At 71.2% G+C, this 26,084-nt stretch carries 20 protein-coding genes; 17 read left to right on the top strand and 3 right to left on the bottom strand.

Features of this window, described 5'->3' with window-relative positions:
- Positions 1-3: 3 nt before the first annotated feature.
- From IG08_RS0130240 to IG08_RS0130220, 5 genes are all read left to right on the top strand, one after another.
- The gene (locus IG08_RS0130240) at positions 4-1,554 is read left to right on the top strand and encodes a PucR family transcriptional regulator (protein ID WP_030609411.1); all 1,551 of its coding nucleotides are present in this window, start codon (positions 4-6) and stop codon (positions 1,552-1,554) included.
- A 155-nt stretch (positions 1,555-1,709) separates the two neighbouring features.
- A complete protein-coding gene (locus tag IG08_RS0130235; RefSeq protein ID WP_030609408.1) occupies positions 1,710-2,552 on the top strand; it encodes a nitrilase-related carbon-nitrogen hydrolase in 843 nt (280 codons plus the stop codon).
- A 97-nt stretch (positions 2,553-2,649) separates the two neighbouring features.
- Positions 2,650-4,053, top strand: coding sequence for a dihydropyrimidinase (hydA, locus tag IG08_RS0130230; protein WP_030609405.1), 1,404 nt, complete (start codon positions 2,650-2,652; stop codon positions 4,051-4,053).
- Positions 4,054-4,064: 11 nt separating this feature from the next.
- Positions 4,065-5,084: a TIGR03842 family LLM class F420-dependent oxidoreductase gene (locus IG08_RS0130225; RefSeq protein ID WP_030609402.1), complete on the top strand. Its 1,020-nt coding sequence runs from the start codon at positions 4,065-4,067 to the stop codon at positions 5,082-5,084.
- A gap of 133 nt (positions 5,085-5,217) precedes the next feature.
- Positions 5,218-6,744, top strand: coding sequence for an NCS1 family nucleobase:cation symporter-1 (locus IG08_RS0130220; protein ID WP_030609399.1), 1,527 nt, complete (start codon positions 5,218-5,220; stop codon positions 6,742-6,744).
- 21 nt (positions 6,745-6,765) lie between these two features.
- On the opposite strand, the gene IG08_RS0130215 is transcribed toward IG08_RS0130220, so the two are convergent.
- Both IG08_RS0130215 and IG08_RS0130210 read right to left on the bottom strand, forming a co-directional pair.
- A complete protein-coding gene (locus IG08_RS0130215) occupies positions 6,766-7,431 on the bottom strand; it encodes a hypothetical protein (RefSeq protein ID WP_030609395.1) in 666 nt (221 codons plus the stop codon).
- 148 nt (positions 7,432-7,579) lie between these two features.
- Positions 7,580-8,596: a carboxymuconolactone decarboxylase family protein gene (locus tag IG08_RS0130210; protein WP_030609392.1), complete on the bottom strand. Its 1,017-nt coding sequence runs from the start codon at positions 8,594-8,596 to the stop codon at positions 7,580-7,582.
- Between the two features lie 167 nt (positions 8,597-8,763).
- On the opposite strand from IG08_RS0130210, the gene IG08_RS0130205 reads away from it, so the two are divergent.
- From IG08_RS0130205 to IG08_RS0130165, 9 genes are all read left to right on the top strand, one after another.
- Entirely contained in the window at positions 8,764-9,876 is a 1,113-nt protein-coding gene (locus IG08_RS0130205; RefSeq protein WP_030609387.1) for a sensor histidine kinase, read from the top strand.
- A complete protein-coding gene (locus IG08_RS0130200; protein WP_030609386.1) occupies positions 9,873-10,535 on the top strand; it encodes a response regulator in 663 nt (220 codons plus the stop codon). Before IG08_RS0130205 ends, IG08_RS0130200 begins: the two co-directional genes overlap by 4 nt.
- Positions 10,536-10,572: 37 nt before the next feature.
- Positions 10,573-11,388, top strand: coding sequence for a class I SAM-dependent methyltransferase (locus IG08_RS0130195; RefSeq protein WP_030609384.1), 816 nt, complete (start codon positions 10,573-10,575; stop codon positions 11,386-11,388).
- A 45-nt stretch (positions 11,389-11,433) separates the two neighbouring features.
- The gene (locus IG08_RS0130190; RefSeq protein ID WP_030609381.1) at positions 11,434-13,260 is read left to right on the top strand and encodes a gamma-glutamyltransferase family protein; all 1,827 of its coding nucleotides are present in this window, start codon (positions 11,434-11,436) and stop codon (positions 13,258-13,260) included.
- Positions 13,261-13,345: 85 nt separating this feature from the next.
- Positions 13,346-14,191 (top strand): inositol monophosphatase family protein, encoded by an 846-nt coding sequence (locus IG08_RS0130185; RefSeq protein ID WP_030609378.1) that lies wholly within the window; start codon positions 13,346-13,348, stop codon positions 14,189-14,191.
- 112 nt (positions 14,192-14,303) lie between these two features.
- Positions 14,304-15,713 (top strand): phytoene desaturase family protein, encoded by a 1,410-nt coding sequence (locus IG08_RS0130180; RefSeq protein WP_030609376.1) that lies wholly within the window; start codon positions 14,304-14,306, stop codon positions 15,711-15,713.
- The gene (locus IG08_RS0130175) at positions 15,710-16,219 is read left to right on the top strand and encodes an O-acetyl-ADP-ribose deacetylase (RefSeq protein ID WP_030609372.1); all 510 of its coding nucleotides are present in this window, start codon (positions 15,710-15,712) and stop codon (positions 16,217-16,219) included. The genes IG08_RS0130180 and IG08_RS0130175 overlap by 4 nt, the downstream gene beginning before the upstream one ends.
- 356 nt (positions 16,220-16,575) lie before the next feature.
- Positions 16,576-17,166, top strand: a complete 591-nt coding sequence (locus IG08_RS0130170; RefSeq protein ID WP_030609369.1) for a hypothetical protein — start codon at positions 16,576-16,578, stop codon at positions 17,164-17,166.
- 221 nt (positions 17,167-17,387) lie between these two features.
- Positions 17,388-21,248 carry a glycoside hydrolase family 2 TIM barrel-domain containing protein gene (locus IG08_RS0130165; protein WP_030609366.1) on the top strand — a complete coding sequence of 1,287 codons (3,861 nt, stop codon included), beginning with the start codon at positions 17,388-17,390 and terminating at the stop codon, positions 21,246-21,248.
- Positions 21,249-21,290: 42 nt separating this feature from the next.
- Here the strand turns inward: IG08_RS0130165 and IG08_RS0130160 are convergent, their stop codons facing one another.
- Positions 21,291-21,647 (bottom strand): ArsR/SmtB family transcription factor, encoded by a 357-nt coding sequence (locus tag IG08_RS0130160; protein ID WP_030609363.1) that lies wholly within the window; start codon positions 21,645-21,647, stop codon positions 21,291-21,293.
- 56 nt (positions 21,648-21,703) lie between these two features.
- Here IG08_RS0130160 and IG08_RS0130155 point away from each other — a divergent pair, with 56 nt between their 5' ends.
- The 3 genes from IG08_RS0130155 to IG08_RS0130145 all read left to right on the top strand — a co-directional run bounded on the left by IG08_RS0130155 (position 21,704) and on the right by IG08_RS0130145 (position 25,989).
- A complete protein-coding gene (locus tag IG08_RS0130155) occupies positions 21,704-23,797 on the top strand; it encodes a heavy metal translocating P-type ATPase (protein WP_199820928.1) in 2,094 nt (697 codons plus the stop codon).
- 207 nt (positions 23,798-24,004) lie between these two features.
- Complete coding sequence (locus tag IG08_RS0130150) at positions 24,005-25,474, top strand: AlkA N-terminal domain-containing protein (RefSeq protein WP_030609358.1); 1,470 nt, start codon at positions 24,005-24,007, stop codon at positions 25,472-25,474.
- Between the two features lie 32 nt (positions 25,475-25,506).
- On the top strand, positions 25,507-25,989 hold the full coding sequence (locus tag IG08_RS0130145; protein ID WP_030609355.1) for a methylated-DNA--[protein]-cysteine S-methyltransferase: 483 nt from the start codon (positions 25,507-25,509) through the stop codon (positions 25,987-25,989).
- Positions 25,990-26,084 lie beyond the last annotated feature (95 nt).

The following is a 26,084-nucleotide window of genomic DNA, read 5'->3' as shown; positions in this document are numbered from 1 at the left end:
GCCATGACCACCACCCTGGAGCCGACCCTCTCGGTCCGGCAGGTCCTCGCGCTGGAACGGGTCCTCGCCGGGGAGCCCGAGGTGGTGGCCGGCGCGGCCCAGCTCGACCGGGCCGTGCGCTGGGTGCACGTCGCCGAGGCCGCCGATGTCGGCGTCATGCTCAGCGGCGGCGAGATGGTGCTCACCACCGGAGTGCTGCTCGCCGGCGACGAGGGCGCGCAGGCCGAGTACATCCAGTCCCTGCACCGCGCGGAGGCCTCCGCCGTCGTCCTCGGACTCGGTCGTGCCTTCCCCGCCCCGCCGGACGTGATGCGCCGGGCGGCCGAGCGGTGCGGGCTGCCGATGGTCGTCCTGCACCGGCCCTTCCCCTTCGCCGAGCTGACGGAGGAGGTCCAAGGGTGGCTCGTGCGGCGGAAGTTCGCCGCCGTCAGCATGTCCGAGGCCGTACGGTCCGCACTCACCGGACTCATCACGGCGGGCGCCCCGCTGCAGCGTCTGCTCGACGAGGTCGCCCAGCACAGCGGCTGCCCCGTCGTCGTCACCAACCTCGCCCACCGCGTCCTCGCCACGGCGGGGGAGCGGCCGGCCGTGGACGACGTGCTGCGCGACTGGGAGCGCATCTCCCGACAGGCCGGCGGCAGCGAGGGCGACGGCTGGATCCGCGCGGAGCTGACGGGACGTGGCGAGCGGTGGGGCCGGATCATGCTGTGCGGCTACCGCGGCGACACCGCCACCGGGCGCCTGCTCGCCGACCGCGCCGCCGAGGCCCTCGTCCTGCACCGCATGCTCGGCGGCAACTCCGCGCACACCTGGGAGGAGCAGTCCGCGCAGAGCCTGCTGACCGACCTGGTCAGCGGGGTCGTACCGGCGCGGCAGCTGCTGCCACGCGCGCGTGCGGCCGGACTGCCGGTCAACCGGCGCACCTTCGTCCCGCTCGTCGTACGCGACGGAGATCCGGCCCAACTCGACCGTGTGCTCAGGATGTTGGGCCTGCCCGGGATCGTCGCCGAGCTCGCCGACGGCGCCACCGCCGTGCTGCTGAGCCTGGCCCGGGACCAGGACGCCTCGGTGCTCGCGGCGAACTTCGCGGCCCGGGTGCGCTCGGAGGCCGTGGGGTCGGCCGTGGCCGCGGCCGATCCCCGCATCGCCTGGGACGACGTGCCCGCCGGGCTGCGCGAGGCCCAGCACGTCGCGGACGCCGTGGCCGACTCCTCGGCAGTCCTCGATCTCCCGGCGGTCGTACGCCTCAAGGACGTACACCTGCGGGGCCTGATCCGGCTGCTGCGCGACGACCCGCACGTGCAGTCCTTCGCGGAGCGGGAGCTGGACGGGCTGCTCTGCGGCGCCGGCGAGGACCTGCTCGCCGTACTGCGCACCTATCTGGCCAGCGGCCGCAACAAGTCCCGCACCGCCCAGCTCCACCACGTCTCGCGGCCCGCGCTCTATCGGCGGCTGGAGGCGATACAGGCCCGGCTCGGCGTCGACCTCGACGACTTCGAACAGGCCGCCTCGGTGCACATCGCGCTCCTCGCGCATGACGCGCAACAGGGTTGAAACATGGAACGACCTGGGAAAACGGCGGTGAAACATGGGCCCACGACAGGGTGACACCGTGGCACGCCGCACGCCCGTAGACGTGACACCGTGCAACTCAAAGCCTGCTTTCGGACTTTCTAGCCTTCTCGCACACCGAGTGACCGGAGGTCCCGATGAGCAGGGTGATTCGCGCCGCCATCTTCCAGACTGCCTGGACGGGCGACAAGGAGTCGATGATCCAGGTACACGAGCAGGCGGTGCGCGACGCCGCGGCCCAGGGTGCCCAAGTCATGTGCTTCCAGGAGCTGTTCTACGGGCCGTACTTCTGCCAGGTCCAGGACAAGGCGTTCTACGAGTACGCCGAGCAGATCCCGGACGGCCCGATCGTCAAGCGCTTCCAGGCGCTGGCCAAGGAACTGGGCATCGTCCTCGTCCTGCCGATGTACGAGGAGGAGCAGCCGGGCGTCCTCTACAACACGGCCGCCGTGATCGACGCGGACGGCTCGTTCCTCGGCAAGTACCGCAAGCACCACATCCCACAGGTGCCGGGCTTCTGGGAGAAGTTCTACTTCCGCCCGGGCAACCTCGGCTGGCCGATCTTCGACACCAAGGTCGGCAGGATCGGCGTCTACATCTGCTACGACCGCCACTTCCCCGAGGGCTGGCGGGCGTTGGGCCTCGCGGGTGCCGAGATCGTCTTCAACCCGTCGGCCACCTCGCGCGGTCTGTCCGCCTACCTGTGGCAGCTGGAGCAGCCGGCCGCGGCCGTCGCCAACGAGTACTTCGTCGGCGCGATCAACCGGGTCGGTGTCGAGGAGCTGGGCGACAACGACTTCTACGGGACGACCTACTTCGTCGACCCGGAGGCCCAGTTCGTGGGCGAGGTGGCCAGCGACAAGGAGACCGAGCTCGTGGTCCGCGACCTCGACCTCAACAAGCTGCGCGAAGTGCGCGACCGCTGGCAGTTCTACCGGGACCGCCGTCCCGACGCGTACGAGCCGCTGACCGCTCCGTAGCCACCCGTGACCACCGCCGGTCCGGTGCACGGGGGCCGGACCGGCGGTACCGATCGACCTGCACGTCACCAGTGTTGAGCACGGTAGGAGAGGGAGCATGAGTAGTCGTACCGTCATCCGCGGTGGTCTCGTCATCACCGCGTCCGACGAGTTGCACGCCGACGTCCTGATCGAGGACGGCCGCATCGCCGCCCTCGCCGCGAGCGGTACCCCGGCCGCCGAGGCCTGGACGGCCGAGCGCACCATCGACGCCACCGGGAAGTACGTCATCCCGGGCGGCGTCGACGCCCACACCCACATGGAGCTGCCGTTCGGCGGCACCTTCGCAGCCGACACCTTCGAGACCGGCACCCGGGCGGCCGCCTGGGGCGGTACGACGACGATCGTCGACTTCGCCGTGCAGAGTGTCGGCCACTCCCTGCGCGAGGGCCTGGACGCCTGGCACGCGAAGGCGGAGGGCAACTGCGCGATCGACTACGGCTTCCACATGATCGTCTCCGATGTGAACCAGGAGACGCTCAAGGAGATGGACCTGCTGGTCGAGGAGGGCGTGACCAGCTTCAAGCAGTTCATGGCCTACCCCGGGGTCTTCTACTCCGACGACGGCCAGATCCTGCGCGCCATGCAGCGCTCCGCCGAGAACGGCGGCCTGATCATGATGCACGCGGAGAACGGCATCGCGATCGACGTGCTGGTCGAGCAGGCGCTGGCGCGTGGCGAGACCGACCCGCGCTACCACGGGGAGGTGCGGAAGGCGCTGCTGGAGGCCGAGGCCACCCACCGCGCGATCAAGCTCGCCCAGGTCGCCGGCGCACCCCTCTACGTCGTCCACGTCTCGGCGATGGAGGCAGTCGCCGAGCTGGCCAGGGCGCGCGACGAGGGGCTCAACGTCTTCGGCGAGACCTGCCCGCAGTACCTGTTCCTGTCGACGGACAACCTCGCGGAGCCGGACTTCGAGGGCTCGAAGTACGTGTGCAGCACGCCGCTTCGCCCCAAGGAGCACCAGGCCAAGCTGTGGCAGGGCCTGAGGACGAACGACCTCCAGGTCGTCTCCACCGACCACTGCCCCTTCTGCTTCGTGGGCCAGAAGGAGCTCGGCCGCGGCGACTTCTCGAAGATCCCCAACGGCCTTCCCGGCGTCGAGAACCGCATGGACCTCCTCCACCAGGCCGTCGTCGACGGGCACATCTCGCGCCGCCGCTGGATCGAGATCGCCTGCGCCACCCCGGCCCGGATGTTCGGCATGTACCCGAAGAAGGGCACCATCGCCCCGGGCGCCGACGCGGACGTCGTCATCTACGACCCGCACGCCGAGCAGATCATCTCCGCCGAGACCCACCACATGAACGTCGACTACTCGGCGTACGAGGGCAAGCGCCTCACCGGCCGCGTCGAGACGGTCCTCTCGCGGGGCGAACTCGTCATCACCGAGCGGGAGTACACCGGCCACGCCGGCCACGGCACGTACACCCCGCGCTCCACCTGTCAGTACCTCAACTAGGAGTGGCGCACATGGACTTCGGACTCGTCCTGCAGACCGACCCGCCGGCCTCGAAGGTCGTCAGCCTGATGAAGCGGGCCGAGCGCAACGGCTTCACGTACGGCTGGACCTTCGACTCCGCCGTGCTGTGGCAGGAGCCGTTCGTGATCTACAGCCAGATCCTGGCGAACACCTCCAAGCTGACGGTCGGCCCGATGGTCACCAACCCGGGCACCCGCACCTGGGAGGTCACCGCCTCCACCTTCGCCACCCTCAACGACATGTTCGGCAACCGCACGGTGTGCGGCATCGGCCGCGGCGACTCCGCGATGCGCGTCGCGGGCCGCACCCCGAACACGCTGGCCCGGATCAGCGAGGCCATGAAGGTCATCAGGGCGCTCGGCTCGGGCAAGGAGGCGGACCTCGGGGGCACGGTCATCAAGTTCCCCTGGATCAAGGAGGACGCCGAACTCCCCGTCTGGATGGCCGCGTACGGCCCGAAGGCGCTGAAGATGACCGGCGAGGAGGCCGACGGCTTCATCCTCCAGCTCTCTGATCTTTATTTGACGGAGTACATGGTCAAGGCCGTCAAGGACGCGGCAGTCGCTGTCGGCCGGGACCCCTCCGAGGTGAAGATCTGCGTCGCCGCCCCCGCCTACGTCACCGAGGACGACTCGCCCGAGGCGCTCGCCCACGCGCGTGAGCAGTGCCGGTGGTTCGGCGGGATGGTCGGCAACCACGTGGCCGACCTGGTGTCGAAGTACGGCGAGCACTCCGCGGCCGTGCCCGAGGAACTCACGGACTACATCAAGGCCCGCGAGGGGTACGACTACTCCCACCACGGGCGCGCCGACAACCCCGACACCGCCTTCGTGCCCGACGAGATCGTCGACCGGTTCTGCATCATCGGCCCGGTCGAGAAGCACATCGAGAAGCTGAACGCGCTGCGTGAGCTGGGCGTCGACCAGTTCGCCGTCTACGACATGCACGACGCGCAGGAAGCGACCATCGACGCGTACGGCACGAAGGTGATCCCGGCCCTCAACGGCTGACCTGTTCCCGAGCCGACCCACCGCTCAACTCCCCATCCCCCCACTCCTGTTCTCCCCTCCCCGGCCGTCCCCGGGGAGGGGACCGGAGCCCGCACGGCCTTTCCGGACCCACCCCTCATTGATTGGCCTGCCCATGACCGACACCGCTCCCACGGCCATACCGCCGTCCTCTCAAGTCACCCTCGCCGACGGCCGGGTGGAGCTCGCTCCGGACGCTCCTGTCCCGAGCGGCCCCTACGCCAACGAGGACCTGCTGCCGGTTCCGGTGGAGAAGCGCACCTGGACCACGTACAACTTCTCCGCGCTGTGGGTCGGTATGGCCCACAACACGGCTTCCTGGACCCTGGCCTCCGGTCTGATCGCCGTCGGCATGGACTGGAAGCAGGCGGTGTTCACCATCGCCCTGGCCAATGTGATCGTGCTGGTCCCGATGCTGCTCACCGGGCACGCGGGACCGAAGTACGGCATCCCCTTCCCGGTCTTCGCCCGCGCCTCCTTCGGTATCCGCGGCGCCAACCTCCCCGCTGTCGTACGGGCGTTGGTGGCGTGCGGCTGGTTCGGCATCCAGACCTGGATCGGCGGCGAGGCGATCTACTTCCTCGCCGGCAAGCTCATCGGCAACGGGTGGAGCGACGCCGGGAAGGTCGGCGGCTACGCCTGGACCATGTGGCTGTCGTTCGCGATCTTCTGGGCGATCCAGGTCGCGATCATCTACCGGGGCATGGAGACGATCCGCCGCTTCGAGAACTGGGCGGCGCCCTTCGTCATCGTCGGCGCGCTCGTGATGCTGATCTGGATGAGCAACAAGGCCGGCGGCTTCGGCCCGCTGCTCGACCAGCCCTCCAAGCTCGGCTGGGGCGGCGACTTCTGGAAGCTGTTCTGGCCCGCCCTCATGGGCATGATCGGCTTCTGGTCCACTCTGTCCCTGAACATCCCGGACTTCACGCGGTACGGCAAGAGCCAGAAGGCGCAGACGTGGGGCCAGGCGCTCGGCCTGCCCACCACCATGACGCTCTTCGCGCTGCTGTCGGTGATGGTCACCTCCGGTTCGCAGGCGGTCTACGGCGAGACGATCTGGGACCCGGTACAGCTCGCCGCCAAGACGGACAACGTCGTGGGCCTGCTGTTCGCGCTGGTCACCGTGCTGGTGGCGACCCTGTCCGTGAACGTCGCGGCCAACCTGGTCTCCCCGGCCTTCGACTTCTCCAACATCGCGCCCCGGAAGATCACGTTCCGGGCCGGTGCGCTCGCCACCTGCGTCCTCGGTGTGCTGATCTTCCCGTGGAAGCTGTACTCCGACCCGCAGGGCTACATCTTCACCTGGCTCGGCCTGGTCGGCGGTCTGCTCGGCACGGTCGCCGGCATCCTCATCGCCGACTACTGGATCCTGCGCCGCGGCAAGCTCGACCTCGTCGACCTGTACCGCACGGGCGGCCGCTACTGGTACGACGGCGGCTGGAACTGGCGGGCCGTGGTGGCCTTCGTGGTCGGCGGCGTCCTCGCGATCGGCGGCGCCAGCTTCAAGCCGCTGATCGACGGGCGCCCGATCCCGGCGCTGGAGTCGCTGGCCGACTACGGCTGGGCGGTGGGCCTGGGCACGTCGATGGTGCTGTACGTGGTGCTGATGCTGGCGCGCGGAAAGGACCGCCTCGAAGCGTGACGCAGTACTGCTGGAGGGCGGTCAGGTCTTCTGACCGCCCTCCAGTGCTGCCACGGCCTCCTTGGCGGCCTTGATGGCGCCCTTGTTGATCTCGTCCGTGCTGGGCGCCTTCTTGGACTCGAAGTCACTGCCGTTGTAGGTGATGGTGACCAGCGCGTTGGACGCCTGGACCACCACGACGCCCTCGCGGGTCTGCTGCTTGTCCTCGGTGGTGAGGTTCACGACGGAGTAGGCCGCGTCGCCGAGGCCGGGCACGTCCCCGCCGCCGCTCTTCTCCGTGATCGTCTCCTTGTACGACTTGGCCGCCGCCTCGTCCGAGTCCGTGATCTCGTAGGACACGTCGAGCCAGCGGTAGTCGTAGCCCTTGAGCGCGTTCCAGGAGCAGGTGCGGCGCAGCTTCGTGTCCGTCGACGGGATCTCCTTGCCGGCCGTCTTGGCGCCCGGCACCAGCGACTTGACCGTCGCCGTGGCCACGCTGCCGCACGGGGCGGGAGAAGCGGCGTACGCCTTCGACGCCGCCGCGGTCGACGCGCCGGAGGGTGACTTGCTCGCGCTCTGCGGCGCCGACTCCTTGTCGGCGGCCGGCGTCGCGGCCGGACCTGACGTCAGCGCCCATCCCGCCGCGGCGAGCACGACGACGGGCGAGATGCGTGCGGTGAGGGCGAGCGGCAAAGGAAAGGAACGCACGGCGCACTTTTCGTGGGGGACGGTGCGGAGGGGGTCCGCACTGCGGACGGGACGCCAGTTTCACACGAGTCCCTGTGGGGCGGAAGTATGAACTCGCTCCGTACCTGTGCGGTGACTGTCGTTCGCTGTTGATGCGCCATGTGTCCCTTTATGTCCGTGAGATGGGTTCGGCGGGGAGATTCAACGCCGACTCGATGCGGTCCACGGCCGCGAACGCCCCGTACGCCACGAGGCGCACCAGACAGTGGTCGGTGTGCTCGGGCCGTCGCCAGGCCGCCACGTCCTCGTCCGTGATGCGGTACGGCGCGAGGGCGGCCAGCAGCGCGAGGCGCGCCCCGGGACGCTCCCGGCGGTCGGGGAAGCCGTCCAAGGCGATCAGCGGGTGCGCTCCGTCCCAGTCCCACAGGGTTTGCTCCACGACGTCCTGGTCGTCGGCGTCGAGGAGGCCGGCGCTCCCCGCCAGGGCCGCCCTGAGCAGCGCCGCGTACGCGAGGCCGACGGGCGTGCCGTCCGCCCACGCGGGGGCTTCACCGGGGTCGGGGTGGTCGAGCAGCGCGAGGGCCTCGCCGGGCCGGGTGGGGCGGCGGACGGTTCGGCCGAGGGTGCGGCCCGCGAGACTGCGTACCGCCCGGAAGCGCTGGGCGTTGCCCGGCAGGAGGTTCTCGGTCAGCAGGGCCGACACGATCCGGTTGATGAAGTGGAAGGCGAGCGCGGTGCCCAGGTAGCCGGGGGCGTGCTCGCGGGGGAAGGGATACGGCTCGGCGGCGAGGCCGCCCGGCACGCGCGTGTGCCTGCCCCAGGCCAGCACGCGCGCGTGCTCCTCGTTCTCCGGCTGCTCCCCGCGGGCGAGGCGTTCGGCGAGCGCGTGGTCGCCGGTGGCGTGCAGCAGCACCGTGTGCGCGTCCACGCAGAACGGGCACTGGTTCGCGAGCGACACCCCGAGCGCCGCGAGTTCCTTGCCGGTACGGCTGCCCGGGCCGGCGATGAGTGACTCGCGCATCAGCGCCCAGGTGGGGGCGAGGAGTTCCGGCGCGGAGGAGAGGACCACGAACGTGACCGGTTCGCTGATGCCGAAATCGCGGGCGATCTGCTCGTAGACCTCGGCTGTGCGACCGGTGGCCGCCTTGGGCGGCAGGGGCTCGGTGTAGCGGAATGGTGTGGTCATGGGCAGCAGCCTGCGCCTCGCGGGTACCCATGGTCGTCGTACGGCCGAAGGGAGTTGGGGCTGCGTCGGCGGGGCGGGACGGGCCCGGGAAGTACTGCGTGGGGAGTAGTCCGGGAGTTGTCCACAGGGCTGACGCCGGTGTCGGTGCGGCCGTCTAGTGTGCGGGCATGAGCGGGCACTCGGTCGACTCGGCCACACGCAGGCGTCTCGCCGACGCGACCCTCGCGGTCGTGATCGGCGCCCTCGTCGTGACCGTGGCGGCCTTCGACGCGGACACGGCCGCCGTCGACTACACGCTCGTCGCCCTCGCCTCGGCCGCCCTGGCGTTCTACCAGAAGGCTCCGAGAGCGGTCCTCGCCGTGGCCACGGCGAGCGGCGCGGCCTACGTCCTGCACGCCCACCCGGGGCCGATCGCCGGCCTGCCCGTCCTCGCCGCCATGCACACGGCGGCCCGCGCGGGACACCGCGGTTGGGCGGCCGCGGCGGGCGGATTGTTCCTGGCGGCGTACCTCGCGACGGGACCGACGACCCAACAGGTGGTCGAGAGGACCGCGCTGCTCGCGGGCTGGTTCCTGTGCGCGGTGGTGACGGGCCTCGCCGACCGCAACTGGCAGGCGTATCTGCGCCAGACCGAACAGCGCGCCCTGGAGGCCGAGCGCACCCGGGAGGAGGCCGCGCTGCGCCGCGCGGGCGAGGAACGCCTGCGCATAGCCCGGGAGTTGCACGACTCCCTCACCCACAGCATCTCGATCGTCAAGCTCCAGGCCGGTGTCGCCGTGCATCTCGCCCGCAAGCGGGGCGAGGAGGTGCCGCCCGCCCTGCTCGCCATCCAGGAGGCGGGCGGCGAGGCGATGCGTGAACTGCGCGCCACGCTGGAGATCCTGCGCACCGACGAGCCGACCGGCACACCCGCGCTGCTCGTGGAGCGGGCCCGGGCGGCGGGCCTCGCGGTCGACCTGACGGTGACGGGCGAGGAGCATCCGCTGCCGGCGACCCTCGACCGGGCGGTGTACCGCATCGTCCAGGAGGCGCTGACGAACGCGGCACGGCACGCCGGGCAGGCCAAGGTCGATGTCCAACTCCGCTATGGCAAAGAGGAGTTGACGGTATGTGTGGACGACGACGGGAGCGCCGAACCGGACCGTGCGCCGATGCCCGGCATCGGCCTCACCGGCATGCGTGAACGCGTCACTGCCCTGGGCGGCACGCTGCACACCGGCCCCCGCGCGGAGGGCGGCTTCTCGGTGCGGGCGCAGCTGCCGTTGGGGGAGGCGGGATGATCCGGGTCGCACTGGTGGACGACCAGGCGCTGATGCGCGCCGGGTTCCGTGCCCTTCTCGACGCCGAGGACGGCATCGAGGTGGTCGGGGAGGCGGCGGACGGGGAGCGGGGCGTGGAGCTGGTGCGCGCGCACGTGCCCGACATCGCGTTGATCGACGTACAGATGCCGGTGATGACGGGCATCGAGGCGACCCGCCGGATCGCCGCGGACCCGGCGCTCGACGCCGTCCGTGTCGTGATCCTCACCAACTACGGCCTCGACGAGTACGTCTTCGAGGCCCTGCGGGCGGGCGCGAGCGGCTTCCTCCTGAAGGACACCGAACCGGCCGACCTGCTCCAGGCCATCGAAGTGGTGGCCCGGGGCGAGGCACTGCTCTCCCCGTCCATCACCCGCACCCTGATCGGCGAGTTCGTCGCGCGCCCGCCGGACCGGGCCACCGCCCCCGGCCTGGAGTGCCTCACCCGCCGCGAACGCGAGGTCACCGCCCTGGCCGCCCGCGGCCTCACCAACGAGGAGATCGCCGACCACATGGTCATCAGCCCCTTCACGGCGAAGACCCACATCAGCCGCGCGATGACGAAGCTGGGGGCGCGGGACCGGGCGCAATTGGTGGTGTTCGCCTATGAGTCGGGGCTGGTGCGGGCGCGCGGCAATTGAGTTGCCTGTCACGGGCGGCGATCAGCACCCTGGAGCGATGACCGAGACGAGACAGCACGTGCGTGAGGAGATCCTCGCCTACTACGCCCAGGGCAAGGAGGACGCCCGCCTCAGAGAGGGTGGCGCCCCCGCCGGGCGCCTGGAGTTCTGGCGTACGCAGGACGTGCTGCGACGGCTGCTGCCCGCGGCTCCCGCGCGCGTGCTGGACAGCGGCGGCGGCAGCGGGGTGCATGCGGAGTGGCTCGCGCGGGACGGATACGAGGTCGAACTCGTCGATCCCGTACCGCTCCATGTCGAGCAGGCGGCCCGGATCCCCGGTGTGCGCGCACGGTCCGGGGACGCCCGCTCGCTGCCCGCGGACGACTCCGCGTACGACGTCGTACTGCTGCTCGGTCCGCTGTACCACCTGCCCGAACGAGCGGACCGGGTAAGGGCGTTGGGGGAGGCGTACCGGGTGGTGCGGCCGGGTGGACTGGTGGTCGCGGCCACCATCAACCGGTTCGCGGGACTGCACGACGTACTGCGTGAGGAGCGCTACTTCGACCCGGCGCAACGCGCCCGGACCGACGCGGTCGGCCACCACGGTCGGCACGGTACCGAGGGCGGACTGTTCACCACCGCCTACTTCGCCCAACCGGACGAGCCACCGGCGGAGTTCACCGATGCGGGGCTCGCGGTCGAGGGTCAGTACGGCCTTGAGGGCGTCGCCTGGCTCATGGGCGGTGTGGAGGACTGGCTGGACGACCCGGAGCGCCGCGAGGCGGTCCTGGCGGCGAGTCGGCGCATCGAGTCCGAACCGACACTGTTGGGCGCGAGTGGACATCTGCTCACCTCGGGCAGACGCCCTTTGTAGGTCCGTACGATCATGAGGTCGTCGCCGTGCAGTGAGGAGCCCCCCGTGTTCACCACTCGACCCACCCTCCAAGGCACCTTCGGCATGGTGTCCTCCACCCACTGGCTGGCCTCCCAGTCGGCGATGGCGGTCCTGGAGGACGGCGGCAACGCGTACGACGCGGCGGTGGCGGGTGCCTTCGTGCTGCATGTCGTCGAACCGCATCTCAACGGGCCCGCGGGTGAGGTGCCGATCCTGCTCGCGCCCGCGGGCGGCGAGGTACGGGTGCTGTGCGGACAGGGCGTCGCGCCGGCCGGGGCGACGGTCGCGCACTACCGGGGACTGGGGCTGGATCTCGTACCCGGCACCGGCCCCCTCGCCGCCGCCGTCCCCGGCGCGTTCGACGCCTGGATGCTGCTCCTGAGGGACCACGGCACGAAGCCCCTCGCCGACGTCCTCAAGTACGCCATCGGGTACGCCGAACACGGGCACGCGCCCGTGGAGAACGTCGGCGCGACCGTCGAGACCGTACGGGAGCTCTTCGAGACCGAGTGGACCTCGTCGGCGGACGTGTACCTGCCCGGCGGCAAGGCACCCCGGCCCGGCGAGCTGTTCCGCAACCCCGCCCTCGCCGCCACCTGGAAGCGGCTGCTCGCCGAGACCGCCGACGCGGGGGACCGGGAGGCGCGGATCGAGTCCGCCCGGGAGGTGTGGCGCACCGGGTTCATCGCCGAGGCGCTGGTACGGCAGGCTCAGCGGCCCACGCTGGACACCAGCGGCGAACGCCACACCGGCACGCTGACGGCCGCCGACCTCGCCGGCTGGTCCGCGACCTACGAGACCCCGGCGACGTACGACTGGAACGGCTGGACCCTGTGCAAGGCCGGCCCCTGGAGCCAGGGCCCGGTGCTCCTTCAGCAGCTGGCGCTGCTCCCGCCCGAGCTTCCGCGGTACGGCTCCGCCGACTACGTCCACCTGCTGATCGAGGGCTGCAAGCTCGCCATGGCCGACCGGGAGGCCTGGTACGGGGACGCGGGCGAAGTTCCTCTTGGCGAGCTGCTGTCGGCGGAGTACAACGCCGGGCGACGCGAGCTCGTCGGTGACAAGGCCTCGTACGACCTGCGGCCCGGCAGTCCCGGCGGGCGCGCCCCGCGACTGTGCGCGCACGCGCGCGTGGTGGCCACGGACGACCCTGGGTTCAACCCCTTGGGAGCAGGGGAGCCCACGGTCGCGAAGCACCCCGGCGCGCCGGTGCCGGGTGAGCCCGACGTCACCGCGGACGGCCTTACCCGTGGCGACACCTGCCACCTCGACGTCGTCGACCGCTGGGGCAACATGGTCGCCGCCACGCCCAGCGGGGGCTGGCTGCAGTCCAACCCGGTCGTGCCCGAACTGGGCTTCCCGCTCGGCACCCGGCTGCAGATGTCGTGGTTGGAGGAGGGCCTGCCGAACTCCCTCACCCCGGGCCGTCGCCCCCGCACCACCCTCACCCCCTCGATCGCCCTGCGCGACGGCGTGCCGGTCATGGCCTTCGGTACGCCGGGCGGGGACCAGCAGGACCAGTGGCAGCTGCACTTCTTCCTGGGCGTCGCCCTGCGCGCGCAGGTGCGCGGCGGCCTCGACCTCCAGGGTGCGATCGACGCCCCGAACTGGCACAACGACAGCTTCCCGGGCTCCTTCTATCCGCGCGGCATGCGGCCGGGGAGCGTCACGGTGGAGGCCCGCACGAGCGCCGAGGTCGTCGAGGAGCTGCGGCGGCGCGGGCACGACGTGACCGTGGGCGACGCGTGGTCGGAGGGCCGGCTGTGCGCGGTCGCGCGGGACCCGGGGACCGGGATTCTGTCGGCGGCCGCGAATCCGCGAGGCATGCAGGGGTATGCCGTGGGTCGCTGACCCCAGATCCCCATGTTCATGGTGATTCCACCCACGGTCCACCGGCCGGGTGGGGTTTGTCAGTGGCGCGTGCTCTTATGGAGTCATGATCGGAGACACGGAAACCATCGACGAGTTTCTCACCCAGCACGCAGCCGACGTGGAAGCAGCGGTCCGCAAGGCGGCCGCGGCCGAGATCATGCCGCGCTTCCGCCGGCTCGCCACCCACGAGGTCGACCAGAAGAGCGGCCCGCACGACCTGGTGACGGACGCCGACCGCCAGGCCGAGCTGTATCTCACCGAGGCGCTCGGCGCCCTCCTGCCCGGCTCCGTCGTGGTCGGCGAGGAGGCGGTGCACGCCAACCCGGCGTCGTACGAGGCGATACAGGGCGACAAGCCGGTCTGGATCGTCGATCCCGTCGACGGGACACGGCAGTTCGTGCACGGCGACCCGGGATTCTGCACGCTGGTCGCGCTCGCGCAGGGCGGAGTCCTGCTCGGCTCGTGGACGTACGCACCCGCCCGCGACCAGCTGGCCACGGCGATCCGGGGCCGGGGCGCGTTCCTCGACGGCGAGCGGCTGCACGCCGGTCCGCCCGAGCCGGGCCGTGACCTGGAAGTCGCCACGTCCCACCCGGACTACACCACCGACGAGCAGAAGCGCGCCCTGGTGGGCCTGTGGACGGACGGTGTCGCACCGCGTGCCTGCGGATCGGCCGGACTGGAGTATCTCGCCGTCGCCCGTGGGGAGTTGGACGCCACCGCGTTCTCGTGGGAGGCGGCCTGGGACCACGCGGCGGGCCTGCTGCTGGTCGAGGAGGCGGGCGGAGCCCACCTGACGCTCACGGGCGAGCCGTTCCGCATCACGGGCGGTAACGCCCTGCCGTTCACCGCGGCCCGGGACGCGGCCACGGCGCGCCGGGTGACGGGACTGCTGGCGGGCGGCGCCTGACCCGAAAGGGGGTCAAGGGAGAAGAGACCACCCGAGGCCGGGCGTTGTCGTTCCCCGGGCATATCCTGATCCTCTGGCCATCGGCTGACGAAGGGGTCCGAAGGTGCCGTCGATGCTCGATGCGGTCGTAGTGGGTGCGGGACCGAACGGCCTGACGGCTGCCGTGGAGCTGGCCCGTCGGGGCTTCTCCGTGGCCGTCTTCGAGGCGCGGGACACCGTGGGCGGGGGAGCCCGCACCGAGGAGCTCACCCTGCCGGGCTTCCTGCACGACCCGTGTTCCGCGGCGCACCCGCTCGGCATCAACTCGCCCGCGTTCCGGGCCCTGCCCCTTGAGCGGTACGGCCTGGAGTGGCTGCACGCCGAGCTACCCATGGCCCACCCCTTCACCGACGGCACCGCCGCCGTGCTGTCCCGGTCGGTGGCCGAGACCGCCGCCTCCTTCGGACCGCGCGACGCGGGGGCGTACCGCAGGCTGGTCGAGCCGTTCCTGCCCAAGTGGGACGCCTTGGTCCGCGACTTCATGGCCCTGCCGCTCACCGCGCTGCCCCGCGACCCGGTGACCCTCGCCCGCTTCGGCCTCGTCGGGCTGCCCCCGGCGACCTGGCTGATGCGCCGCTTCCGCGACGAGCGGGCGAAGACCCTGTTCGCCGGCCTCGTCGCGCATGTCATGGCCCCGCTCAGCGGCTTCGCCACCGGCGCCATCGGCCTGGTCTTCGCCCTCGCCGCCCACGCCCGCGGCTGGCCCGTGGCCCGCGGTGGCTCGCAGTCCATCTCCGACGCGCTCACCGCCTACCTCAAGGACCTCGGCGGCACCGTCCACACCGACTACGAGGTCAAGCGCCTCGACGACCTGCCGCCCGCGCGCGCGTACATCTTCGACACCTCGCCGACCGCACTGGCGAGGATCGCGGGCTTCGGCGACTACTACGCGGGCTACCGGTACGGCCCGGGCGTCTTCAAGATCGACTACGCGCTGGACGGCCCCGTGCCGTGGACCGCCAAGGAGGCCCGCAACGCCGGCACCGTGCAGATCGGCGCCGACAGCGCGGAGATCGGCACCGCCCTGCGGGCGGCGTCGCGGGAGGGCCGGGCGCCCGAGAAGCCGTTCATGATCACGGTGCAGCCCAGTGTCGTCGACCCCACCCGGGCCCCGGCCGGAAAGCACGTCTTCTGGGCGTACGGCCATGTCCCCAGCGGCTGGACCGGAGACCTCACCGACGCCATGGAGCGCCAACTGGAGCGCTTCGCCCCGGGGTTCCGCGACCGCGTCCTCGCCCGCGCGACCGCCGGCCCGCCCGAGCTCGCCGCCCGGAACGCCAACTACATCGGCGGCGACATCGCCTCCGGCGCGGTGACCGGACTGCAGATCATGCTGCGCCCCAAGCTGTCCCTGTTCCCGTACGGCACCCCGCACCCGGCCGTCTTCATCTGCTCGTCGGCCACCCCGCCCGGGCCCGGTGTGCACGGCATGTCGGGGCACAACGCGGCCAAGGCGGTATGGCGCAGGCTGAGGCAGACATGACCGCCATCACCCTCGTCCAGGGCGACATCACGCGCGTCAGCGCCGACGCCATCGTCAACGCGGCGAACTCCTCCCTGCTCGGCGGCGGAGGCGTGGACGGCGCGATCCACCGCCGCGGCGGTCCCGCGATCCTCGCCGACTGCCGCAAGCTCCGCGCCTCGCACTACGGCAAGGGCCTGCCGACCGGCAAGGCGGTCGCCACCACCGCGGGTGAGCTGGACGCGCGCTGGGTGATCCACACCGTCGGTCCCCGGTACAGCCTCGACGAGGACCGCTCGGAGCTGCTGGCCTCCTGTTATCGGGAGTCGCTGCGGGTCGCCGACGAGCTGGGCGCCCGGACCGTCGCCTTCCCGGCGGTCTCCGCGGGCATCTACGGCTGGCCGATGGACGACGCCGCCCGGATCGCGGTGGAGACGGTGCGGGCCACGGAGACCGCGGTCGAGGAGGTCAGCTTCGTGCTGTTCGACGAGAAGGCGTACGAGGCGTTCGCCGGGCAGCTGGGCTGACGGAGTCACCGGCCCGCACCCGGTCGCAGTCACGGGCCCGCACCCTCGCGCGGGCCTGGGCCCACACCCTCGCAAAGGCACCGTCCCGCACCTTGCCGGAGTCACGTCCCGCACTTTGCCGGAGTCACGTCCCGCACCTTGCCGGAGTCACGTCCCGCACCCTGCCCGAGTCACGACCCGCACCCTGACGGACGAACCCGTCCAGGGCACCGAAAGCGGGGGCATCCGCGGGGAAATGGCCTGGTCAGAGGCGCTGCGGTGTCGGGAGGGGCCGGGCAGGAGCCGCGCGATCGGTTGCGGTGGATCGAGGCGCTTCACACGGTGGGCCCAACGAAGCGACTTCGAAAGGAACGTGCATGCGCCCCCTCGTCTCCCGCGGTCTCCTCCTGCCGCCCCTGCTCTGCGCCGCGCTGGTCCTCGTCCCGGCCGGCACCGCAGCCGCCGCAGTCGACGCAGGCCAAAGAGCTCAGGACCACAGCGTGGCGCAGCTCGCCGCCTGGCCCGGCTCCGACGCGGACGCGCTCGTGGAGCACCTCGGCGTGCCGGACAGTGCGGAGCACAGCGGCGACGTACTCGCACCCCTGCTGGACGCCGTGACCGCCATCGCCGAACACGCGGGCGGCCATCTCGACGCGGCGGAGGCGGCCGGGTACGCGAGGTCCGTGGAGACGGCGAACGCCACGGTCCAGGAGCAGCTGCGGACCATGGGCGGCACCGCCACGGACAGCACGCAGCGGTCCGTGGCACCGGCGGCCGACCCGGTCTCGGACCTCCTGGCCACGGTCCAGTCCGCGGTCGACGGACTGCTCGGCGCACTGACCTCGCTCGATCTGTCGTCCGTGCTGGGCACGGTCACGGGCCTGCTGTCCACGGTCGTCGGAGCGGTCACCGGCCTCCTCGGTGGCGGACTGCCCTCGCTGCCGGCCGCGCAGGTGCCGGCCACCTGAGCCGACCCACCCACGGCGCCCCCTCGTGCATGCACGCACGAGGGGGCGCTGTTCGTTTCCCGGCCGAAGCCTTCCCGGCCAAAGTCCGACGGCAATGTTGATTCAGTTGTGGCCGAGTCCTAGTGTGACGAGCCGTTGTTCGGTAACTCAACAACACCGAACAGAAGTTGACGCGCCCTCAGTACGTACACCGCACTGTCGTCCCGAGGAAGGCCACCGTCATGCCGCACTCGTTCGTGTCCCGCGCCGTCAGCCGCCGCCGTCTCCTGGAAGCCTCGGCCGCCGTCCTCGGCGGACTCGCCCTCGCCGCTCCGCCCAGGACGGCCCGCGCGGCGGACGGCACTCCGGAGTGGAACGGCCACATCAACGTCTTCCGGCTGGGGACCGAGCCCCCGCACACCACGCTCACGCCGTACGCGAACGTAGGACAGGCGCTGGCCGGCGACCGCTCCCGCTCGCCGTACAGACTGAGCCTCGACGGCAGATGGAAGTTCGCCTACGCCGAGCGCCCCGACGACCGGGACACCGACTTCTACCGCACCGACGTCGACGACGGCGACTGGGACAGCATCCCCGTCCCCTCCGCCTGGCAGCTGCACGGCTACGACTCCCCGATCTACGTCAACATCACGTACCCGTGGTGGGGCCCCAACGGCCGGGGCGAGGAGGCACAGCCGCCGGCCGCCCCCACCCGGTACAACCCCGTGGGCCAGTACCGGCGTACCTTCACGGTGCCGCGCGACTGGGCCGGGCGGCGGACGTTCCTGCACTTCGAGGGCGTCAAGTCCGCCCACTACGTATGGATCAACGGGGAGTTGGTCGGCTACCACGAGGACTCCTACGACCCCGCCGAGTACGACATCACCCCGCACCTCAGGCCGGGCACCAACCACATCGCCGTCGAGGTCTACCGCTACTCCGACGGCGACTGGCTGGAGGACCAGGACATGATCCGGCTGAGCGGCATCTTCCGCTCGGTCCACCTGTACTCCACGCCCGCCGTGCACCTGCGCGACTTCAAGCTGGACACCCCGCTGAGCGACGACTACACGGCGGCCGAGCTGTCGTTCACCGCGAGCGTGCGCGACCAAGGCGGCGGCAACGAAGGCCAGTACTCGGTGGAGACCCAGCTCTACGACGCCGACGGCCACGCGGTCTGGTCCCGTCCCCTGCAGCAGAGCATGGCCCTCGACTCCGGCGCCGAGACGACCGTACAGGCCGCGAAAGCCGTACCCGCTCCGAAGCTGTGGTCGGCCGAGCACCCCAACCTCTACACGGCCGTGCTCCGTCTGCGCGACCCGGCCGGCAAGGTGATCGAGACCCTCTCCCACCGGGTCGGCCTGCGCGAGTTCGCGCTCAAGGACGGGCTGATGCGCATCAACGGCAGACCGGTCTCCTTCCGGGGTACCAACCGGCACGAGATGCACCCGGTCCACGGCTCGGCCCTCACCCGCGCGGACATGGTCGAGGACATCGGGATCATCAAGCGGCTGAACATCAACACCGTCCGGACCTCGCACTATCCCAACAACCCGCTGTGGCTGGAACTCGCCGACGAGTACGGCCTGTACCTCGTCGACGAGACCAACCTCGAGACCCACGGCATCCGGAGCGAGTACCCCGGCAACCACGCCGACTGGACCGAGGCGTGCGTGGCGCGCGCCCAGAACATGGTCCACCGCGACAAGAACCACGCCTCGGTGGTCATCTGGTCGCTCGGCAACGAAGCGGGCGGCGGCAGCACCTTCAACGCCATGTACGACTGGATCCGCTCCTACGATCCCACCCGCGTCATCCAGTACGAGGGCGACGACCGCCCGGGGATCAGCGACATCCGTTCCGAGATGTACGACAGCCCCTCGCGCGTCGAGGCACGGGCGAAGGACACGAGCGACACCCGGCCGTACGTGATGATCGAGTACTCCCACGCGATGGGGAACTCCAACGGCAACTTCAAGAAGTACTGGGACATCGTCCGCCGCTACGACGTGCTGCAGGGTGGCTGGATCTGGGACTTCGTCGACCAGGCCCTGAGCTGGCCCACCCCGACCCGCAAACTGCTCACCGAGTCCGGGCCCGCCGCACTCAGCGGCGAAGTCATAGCCCCCGGCGGCACCTTCACCCGCGACGAGGGCGTCTCGGGCGGCACCGTCTTCGCCCGCGACCCGAGCCTCGACCTCACCGGCTCGCTGACCCTGGAGGCCTGGGTCACCCCCCACTTCACCGGATACCACCAGCCCGTCCTCGCCAAGGGCGACACCCAGTACGCCCTCAAGCAGACGGACAAGACTCTGGAGTTCTTCATCTACGGCGGTGGCCAGTGGATCACCGTGAACTGGGCGCTGCCGGACGACTGGACCGGCCGCGAGCATCACATCGCGGGCGTCTTCGACGCGGACGCCGGCACGCTCACGCTCCATGTCGACGGCGTCGCGAGGGCCACCCGGACCACCACCCGGCGGCCCGCCGGCAACACCGCGTCCCTCTCGCTCGCCACCGACGTGGACAACCCGACCCGCGAGTTCAGCGGCACCATCCGGCGGGCCCGCGTGTACGCCCGGGCGCTCGGCGCCGCCGAGCTGGCCTCCGACAGCCGTGGCCCCGGCGACGACGGCGTGCGGTTCTGGTTCGACGCCGCCACCGTCGGCCTCACCGAGAAGCGGCCGCGCGACAGGACGTTCTTCGCGTACGGCGGCGACTGGGGCGACAACCCCAACGACGGGGCCTTCTCCGGGGACGGCATCGTCACCGCCGACCGTGGCGGCACCGGCAAGTCCGTCGAGGTCAAACAGATCTACCAGGCGATCAACGCGGCCTGGGCGTCGGGCGGCGCGGTCACGCTCACCAACGAGTACCTGTTCACCAACCTCCGCGAATTCGACGGCAGTTGGGCGCTCATCGAGGACGGAGAGGTCGTTCGGCGCGGGAGGTTGACCCGCGACCAGCTGGACCTCGCGCCGCTGTCGAGCAAGGACATCACCGTGCCGTACAAGCTGCCGGACGATCCGGCGCTCGGCGCGGAGTACTTCCTCCAACTCTCCTTCACCATCCGGGAGTCCACCCCCTGGGCGAAGGCCGGCTTCGAGCTGGCCAAGCAGCAACTCGCCGTCGACGCGGGCAGCCCGGCGGTGACACCCGTACCGCTGGAGAGCGTGCCGGGGCTGACGTACGAAGACGCGGTAGGCCAAGTCACCGTCAACGGCGAGGGTTTCTCCGTCGTCGTCGACAAGAAGAGCGGCACCATCACGTCGTACGAGGCTCACGGAGCCCGTCTGATCACCGACGGTCCCGTGCCGAACTTCTGGCGGGCGCCCACCGACAACGACCGCGGCAACGGCCAGCACACCCGCAACCAGACCTGGCGCGACGCCGGCACGAACCGCACGGTGACGGACGTGAGCGTGCGCGCCCTGCGGGACAAGGCCGTCGAGATCAAGGTCAGCGGCACCCTGCCGACGACCACCGAGTCGACGTACACCACCATCTTCACCGTCTTCGGCAACGGCGAGATCAAGGTCGACAACACCCTGCACCCGGGGGCGAGTTCACTGCCGTACATCCCCGAGGTCGGCACCCTGCTGTTCCTGCCCCGCCGCCTCGACCGCCTGCACTACTACGGCCGTGGTCCCGAGGAGAACATGTGGGACCGCAACAACGGCACCGACGTGGGCCTGTACTCCGGCACCGTCTCCGGGCAGTGGACCTCCTATCTGCGCCCGCAGGAGAACGGCAACAAGACCGACGTCCGCTGGGCCGCCCTGACCGGCCGCGACGGCGTCGGACTGCTCGTCTCCGGTGAACCGCTCCTCGAGGTCAACGCCTCGCACTTCACCCCGGAGGACCTGTCGGTCGGGGCCCGCCACGACTACCAGATCACCCCGCGCGACGCGGTCGTCCTGCGGCTGAACCACCGGCAGATGGGCGTCGGCGGCGACAACAGCTGGGGCGCGCACACGCACGACGAGTACAAGCTGTTCGCCGACCGCGACTACTCCTACACCTATCGACTGCGGCCGTTGACCGACGTCGACGAGGCGACGGCGGCCTCGCGGCGGCCGACGGCGGGGGAGTTCGGCGGGTAGGGCTCGCGGGGGCGGGCTCCTGGGCGGGGCCGCCCGGGCGGCTCACTCGGTGGTGTCGCTGAGCCCCAGTCGCAGGTGCTCCACGTGGTAGACGGCCTGGTCGAGGAGCTCGGCGACATGGTGGTCGTGCAGGGCGTACACGACCGACCGGCCGCGGCGCTCGCCCACCACCAGGCCGAGATTGCGCAGCAGGCGCAGCTGGTGCGAGCACGCGGACTGTTCCATGCCCACCTCGGCGGCCAACTCCGTTGCGGGCAGCGGTCCTTCGCGCAGTCGCGCCAGGATCAGCAGCCGGGAGGGCGTGGAGAGGGCCTGGAGCGTGGTGGCCACCTTGGCGACGTTGGCCGCGTCCAGGCGTACGCGCTCTTCGGCGGTGGTGGTGACGGCTCCATGACCCATGGGGGTATCTTACTCACCGTACATGAACAGATGAATGAGTCTTCATGTGTTCCTGTATGGTGTGGCGGGTGTCCACGACCCTTGCCCCCACCCCTGTCCCCGCTCCCGCCCGGTCCGCACCCCGCCGCCGCACCGGCGTCCTCGCGCTGCCCGAGGCGCGCTGGGCGCTCGCGGCGACCGTCGCCTTCCTGCTGGGTCTCGCCCTGGATCTCGGCGGCATGCCGTCCTGGGTGTACGGACCCCTGTACGCGATCGCCTACCTCGCCGGTGGCTGGGAACCGGCCCTCGAAGGGCTGCGGGCGCTGCGCGAGAAGACGCTGGACGTCGACCTGCTGATGATCGTCGCGGCGCTGGGCGCGGCGGCGATCGGGCAGGTCCTGGACGGTGCCCTGCTGATCGTCATCTTCGCCACGTCCGGGGCCCTGGAGGCGCTGGCGACGGCCCGGACCGCCGACTCGGTAAGGGGACTGCTCGACCTCGCGCCCGCCACGGCGACCCGGCTGACCGGGAGCGGCAGCGGTAGCGGCGGCCGCAGCGGCTTCGGCTTCGGTGAGGCCGGCGAGGAGACGGTCCCGATCTCCGAACTCGCCCTCGGTGACGTCCTGTTGGTCCGGCCGGGGGAGCGGATCGGTGCCGACGGCCGGGTGCTGGACGGGGCGAGCGAGGCCGACCAGGCCACCATCACCGGCGAACCCCTCCCCGTCCCCAAGGGCCCCGGCGACGAGGTCTTCGCGGGCACCCTCAACGGCACCGGCGTCCTGCGCGTCCGCGTCGAGCGCGACCCCGCCGACTCCGTGATCGCCCGGATCGTGACCCTGGTCGAGGAGGCCTCGCGCACCAAGGCGCCGACGCAGCTGTTCATCGAGAAGGTCGAGCAGCGCTACGCGGTCGCCGTGGTGGCTGCCACGCTCGCCGTCTTCGGTATCCCGCTCGCCTTCGGCGCCGGCCTCACGGACGCGCTGCTGCGGGCCATGACCTTCATGATCGTCGCCTCGCCGTGCGCGGTCGTCCTCGCGACCATGCCGCCCCTGCTGTCCGCCATCGCCAACGCCGGCCGACACGGCGTCCTGGTCAAGTCGGCCGTCGCGATGGAACGCCTCGGCGAGATCGACACCACCGCCCTCGACAAGACCGGCACGCTGACCGAGGGTGCGCCCGAGGTGACGGACGTACGGCCGCTGCCGGGCTGTGGCCTGGATCCGGACGCGCTCCTGGCGCTGGCCGCGGCGGCCGAGCATTCCAGCGAGCATCCGCTGGCGCGGGCGATCGTGGCTTCCGCCCGGGTTCGGGGGCTGCGGATCGCGGCGGCGGAGGACTTCGCCGCGATGCCGGGGCGTGGCGTCACGGCGGTGGTCGAGGGGCGGGTGGTGGGTGTCGGTCGCGTGGACGGGGTCGGTCGCGCGGGCGTCGAGGGGCAGGTTGTGGGTGTCAGCCGCGCGGGCGTCGAGGGGCAAGGCGTGGGTGTCGGTCGCGCGGGTGTCGAGAGCGACGGGACGGTCGTTCTGGTGACCCGTGACGACGAGGCGGTGGGCACCCTCACCCTCACCGACCGGCTCCGCCCCGATGCCCCCGCGACCACCGCCGCGCTCACCGCCCTGACCGGCACCGCCCCCGTCCTGCTCACCGGCGACAACGCGCGCGCCGCGGCCCGCGTGGCCGAGGCCACCGGCCTCACGGACGTCCGCGCGGACCTGCTGCCCGAGGACAAGGTGAACGCCGTACGGGAGCTGCAGGACGCGGGTCGCAAGGTGCTGTTCGTCGGTGACGGCGTCAACGACGCCCCCGCCCTGGCCGCCGCCCACTCCGGCATCGCGATGGGCCGCGCGGGTTCCGACCTGGCGCTGGAGACGGCGGACGCCGTCATCGTGCGCGACGAGCTCGCGACCGTTCCGGCGGTGGTACGGCTGTCCCGTGCGGCCCGCCGGCTGGTGTTGCAGAATCTGGTGATCGCGGGCACGTTCATCACCGGGCTCGTGCTCTGGGACCTGGTCGGTCACCTCCCCCTCCCGCTAGGCGTCGCGGGGCACGAGGGCTCGACGGTGCTGGTCGGCCTCAACGGGCTGCGGCTGCTGCGGGAGTCCGCATGGCGACCGGGACAGGCCCTGAGCAGGCCGAGCGAAGTCCGCTGCGGTTTCGGCAGCGCCCCTTAAGGGGCCGCGGGGCTGTATCGACATGCGGCTCCTCCGCGGGGCGCGACCAGCCACGACGGCGCCGCGGACGATCGACGGCACATCGCGGCCCCGCGGCGGACCGCATATCGACACAGCCCGCGGAGCGCCAAGGCACGTGAGGTTGATGTCGGATTCTCGCCAGCCCGTGTCCGGCACGTGGTCGATGCTGGACCCATGCAGATGGGGATGTACACCGACACCGAGCGCTGTGTGCGCGCCGTGCAGTCCAAGGACGCGCGGTTCGACGGATGGTTCTTCACGGCCGTCCTGACGACCCGCATCTACTGCCGGCCCAGCTGCCCGGTCGTACCGCCCAAGCCCGAGAACATGACCTTCTACCCGAGCGCGGCGGCTTGCCAGCAGGCGGGATTCCGAGCCTGCAAGCGCTGCCGGCCCGACACCAGCCCCGGCTCCCCGGAGTGGAACCAGCGCGCCGACCTCGTGGCCCGCGCGATGCGGCTGATGGCCGACGGCGTGGTCGACCGCGAGGGCGTGCCGGGCCTCGCCGCCCGGCTCGGCTACAGCACCCGCCAGATCGAACGCCAGCTCCTCGCCGAACTGGGCGCGGGCCCCCTCGCTCTCGCCCGCGCCCAGCGCGCCCAGACGGCCAGGATCCTCATCGAGACGACCCCGCTCCCGATGGCGGACATCGCCTTCGCGGCCGGCTTCTCCGCGATCCGCACCTTCAACGACACCGTGCGCGAGGTCTTCGCCCTCTCGCCCAGCGAACTGAGGGGCCGGGTGCCGAGGAAGAACCACCAGGCCACCCCGGGCGCGCTCGCCCTCCGCCTGCCCTTCCGCGCACCCCTCAACCCCGACAACCTCTTCGGCCACCTCGCGGCGACCGCCGTCCCGGGCGTGGAGGAGTGGCGGGACGGTGCCTACCGACGCACGCTCCGACTGCCGTACGGACACGGCATCGTGGCCCTCACCCCGCAGCCCGACCACATCGCCTGCCGCCTCACCCTCAGCGATCTGCGCGACCTGACCGTCGCCATCAGCCGCTGCCGCCGCATGCTCGACCTGGACGCCGACCCGGTGGCGGTCGACGACCAGCTGCGCACGGATCCGCTGCTCGCGCCTCTGATCGACAAGGCTCCCGGGCGGCGCGTCCCGCGCACCGTGGACGAGGCGGAGTTCGCGGTCAGGGCCGTGCTCGGCCAGCAGGTCTCCACGGCCGCGGCCCGCACGCACGCGGCCCGACTGGTGACGGCCCACGGCGAACAGGTGGACGACCCCGAGGGCGGTCTCACCCACCTCTTCCCGTCCCCCGAGGCGCTCGCCGCCCTCGACCCCGCCTCACTCGCCATGCCCCGCACGCGCCGCACGACCTTCACCACCCTGGTGAACCAACTGGCGGACGGATCCCTCCAGTTGGGAGTGGAGAGCGACTGGTCGGAGACCCGGGCCCGGCTCCTCGACCTCCCCGGCTTCGGCCCCTGGACGGTCGACGTCATCGCCATGCGCGCCCTCGGCGACCCCGACGCCTTCCTCCCGAGCGACCTCGGCATCCGCAAGGCCGCCCAGGAGTTGGGCCTGCCGTCGACGCCGGCGGCCCTCACGGCCCGAGCCGCGGCCTGGCGGCCCTGGCGCGCGTACGCCGTCCAGTACCTGTGGGCGACCGACAGCCACCCGATCAACTTCCTGCCCGTGTAAGGACGTTCAGTTCGATGAAGACGAAAATGAAGATGAAGCGGCACACAGTGATCGACAGCCCGTACGGTCCGCTGACCCTCGTCGCCGACGACGGCGTCCTGTGCGGCCTCTACATGACGGAACAACGCCACCGCCCACCGGAGGAGACTTTCGGCAACCGCGACGACTCCCTCTTCGGGGAGACCGAGGAACAACTACGGGCCTACTTCGCGAACGAGTTGAAGGAGTTCACGCTCGAACTGCGCCTGCACGGAACGATGTTCCAGCGCACCGTCTGGCAGCAGCTCCAGAAGATCCCCTACGGCGAGACCCGCACCTACGGCGAACTCGCCGACGCCCTGGGCAACCCCAAGGCCTCCCGCGCGGTGGGCCTCGCCAACGGCAAGAACCCGATCGGCATCATCGTCCCCTGCCACCGCGTCGTGGGCGCCGACGGCAGCCTGACGGGTTACGGCGGCGGACTGGAGCGCAAGCAGCGGCTGCTGGACTTCGAGACGGGGACGGCGCTGTTCTAGGCGCTGTTTCTCGGATCCCCTTACGTGGGTGGGGTGTTGGGGTCAGGCTGGCTGCATGGGACGTGGTGACCTGACGAACGCGGAGTGGGATCGAC

This window comes from Streptomyces fulvoviolaceus, assembly GCF_000718165.1.
Taxonomy (GTDB): domain Bacteria; phylum Actinomycetota; class Actinomycetes; order Streptomycetales; family Streptomycetaceae; genus Streptomyces; species Streptomyces fulvoviolaceus.
Note: the sequence above shows the minus strand (reverse complement) of the source record. Positions and strands in the feature narration are given on the sequence as shown.

Excerpts from the sequence above, each read along its gene's own strand:
- IG08_RS0130175 (WP_030609372.1), top strand. The coding sequence starts at position 15,710 with ATGACCGCCATCACCCTCGTCCAGGGCGACATCACGCGCGTCAGCGCC.
- hydA (WP_030609405.1), top strand. The coding sequence starts at position 2,650 with ATGAGTAGTCGTACCGTCATCCGCGGTGGTCTCGTCATCACCGCGTCC.
- IG08_RS0130195 (WP_030609384.1), top strand. The coding sequence starts at position 10,573 with ATGACCGAGACGAGACAGCACGTGCGTGAGGAGATCCTCGCCTACTAC.
- IG08_RS0130185 (WP_030609378.1), top strand. The coding sequence starts at position 13,346 with ATGATCGGAGACACGGAAACCATCGACGAGTTTCTCACCCAGCACGCA.
- IG08_RS0130155 (WP_199820928.1), top strand. The coding sequence starts at position 21,704 with ATGGTGTGGCGGGTGTCCACGACCCTTGCCCCCACCCCTGTCCCCGCT.
- IG08_RS0130235 (WP_030609408.1), top strand. The coding sequence starts at position 1,710 with ATGAGCAGGGTGATTCGCGCCGCCATCTTCCAGACTGCCTGGACGGGC.
- IG08_RS0130170 (WP_030609369.1), top strand. The coding sequence starts at position 16,576 with ATGCGCCCCCTCGTCTCCCGCGGTCTCCTCCTGCCGCCCCTGCTCTGC.
- IG08_RS0130180 (WP_030609376.1), top strand. The coding sequence starts at position 14,304 with ATGCTCGATGCGGTCGTAGTGGGTGCGGGACCGAACGGCCTGACGGCT.
- IG08_RS0130165 (WP_030609366.1), top strand. The coding sequence starts at position 17,388 with ATGCCGCACTCGTTCGTGTCCCGCGCCGTCAGCCGCCGCCGTCTCCTG.
- IG08_RS0130150 (WP_030609358.1), top strand. The coding sequence starts at position 24,005 with ATGTACACCGACACCGAGCGCTGTGTGCGCGCCGTGCAGTCCAAGGAC.
- IG08_RS0130160 (WP_030609363.1), bottom strand. The coding sequence starts at position 21,647 with ATGGGTCATGGAGCCGTCACCACCACCGCCGAAGAGCGCGTACGCCTG.
- IG08_RS0130205 (WP_030609387.1), top strand. The coding sequence starts at position 8,764 with ATGAGCGGGCACTCGGTCGACTCGGCCACACGCAGGCGTCTCGCCGAC.
- IG08_RS0130220 (WP_030609399.1), top strand. The coding sequence starts at position 5,218 with ATGACCGACACCGCTCCCACGGCCATACCGCCGTCCTCTCAAGTCACC.
- IG08_RS0130240 (WP_030609411.1), top strand. The coding sequence starts at position 4 with ATGACCACCACCCTGGAGCCGACCCTCTCGGTCCGGCAGGTCCTCGCG.
- IG08_RS0130200 (WP_030609386.1), top strand. The coding sequence starts at position 9,873 with ATGATCCGGGTCGCACTGGTGGACGACCAGGCGCTGATGCGCGCCGGG.
- IG08_RS0130225 (WP_030609402.1), top strand. The coding sequence starts at position 4,065 with ATGGACTTCGGACTCGTCCTGCAGACCGACCCGCCGGCCTCGAAGGTC.
- IG08_RS0130210 (WP_030609392.1), bottom strand. The coding sequence starts at position 8,596 with ATGACCACACCATTCCGCTACACCGAGCCCCTGCCGCCCAAGGCGGCC.
- IG08_RS0130145 (WP_030609355.1), top strand. The coding sequence starts at position 25,507 with ATGAAGCGGCACACAGTGATCGACAGCCCGTACGGTCCGCTGACCCTC.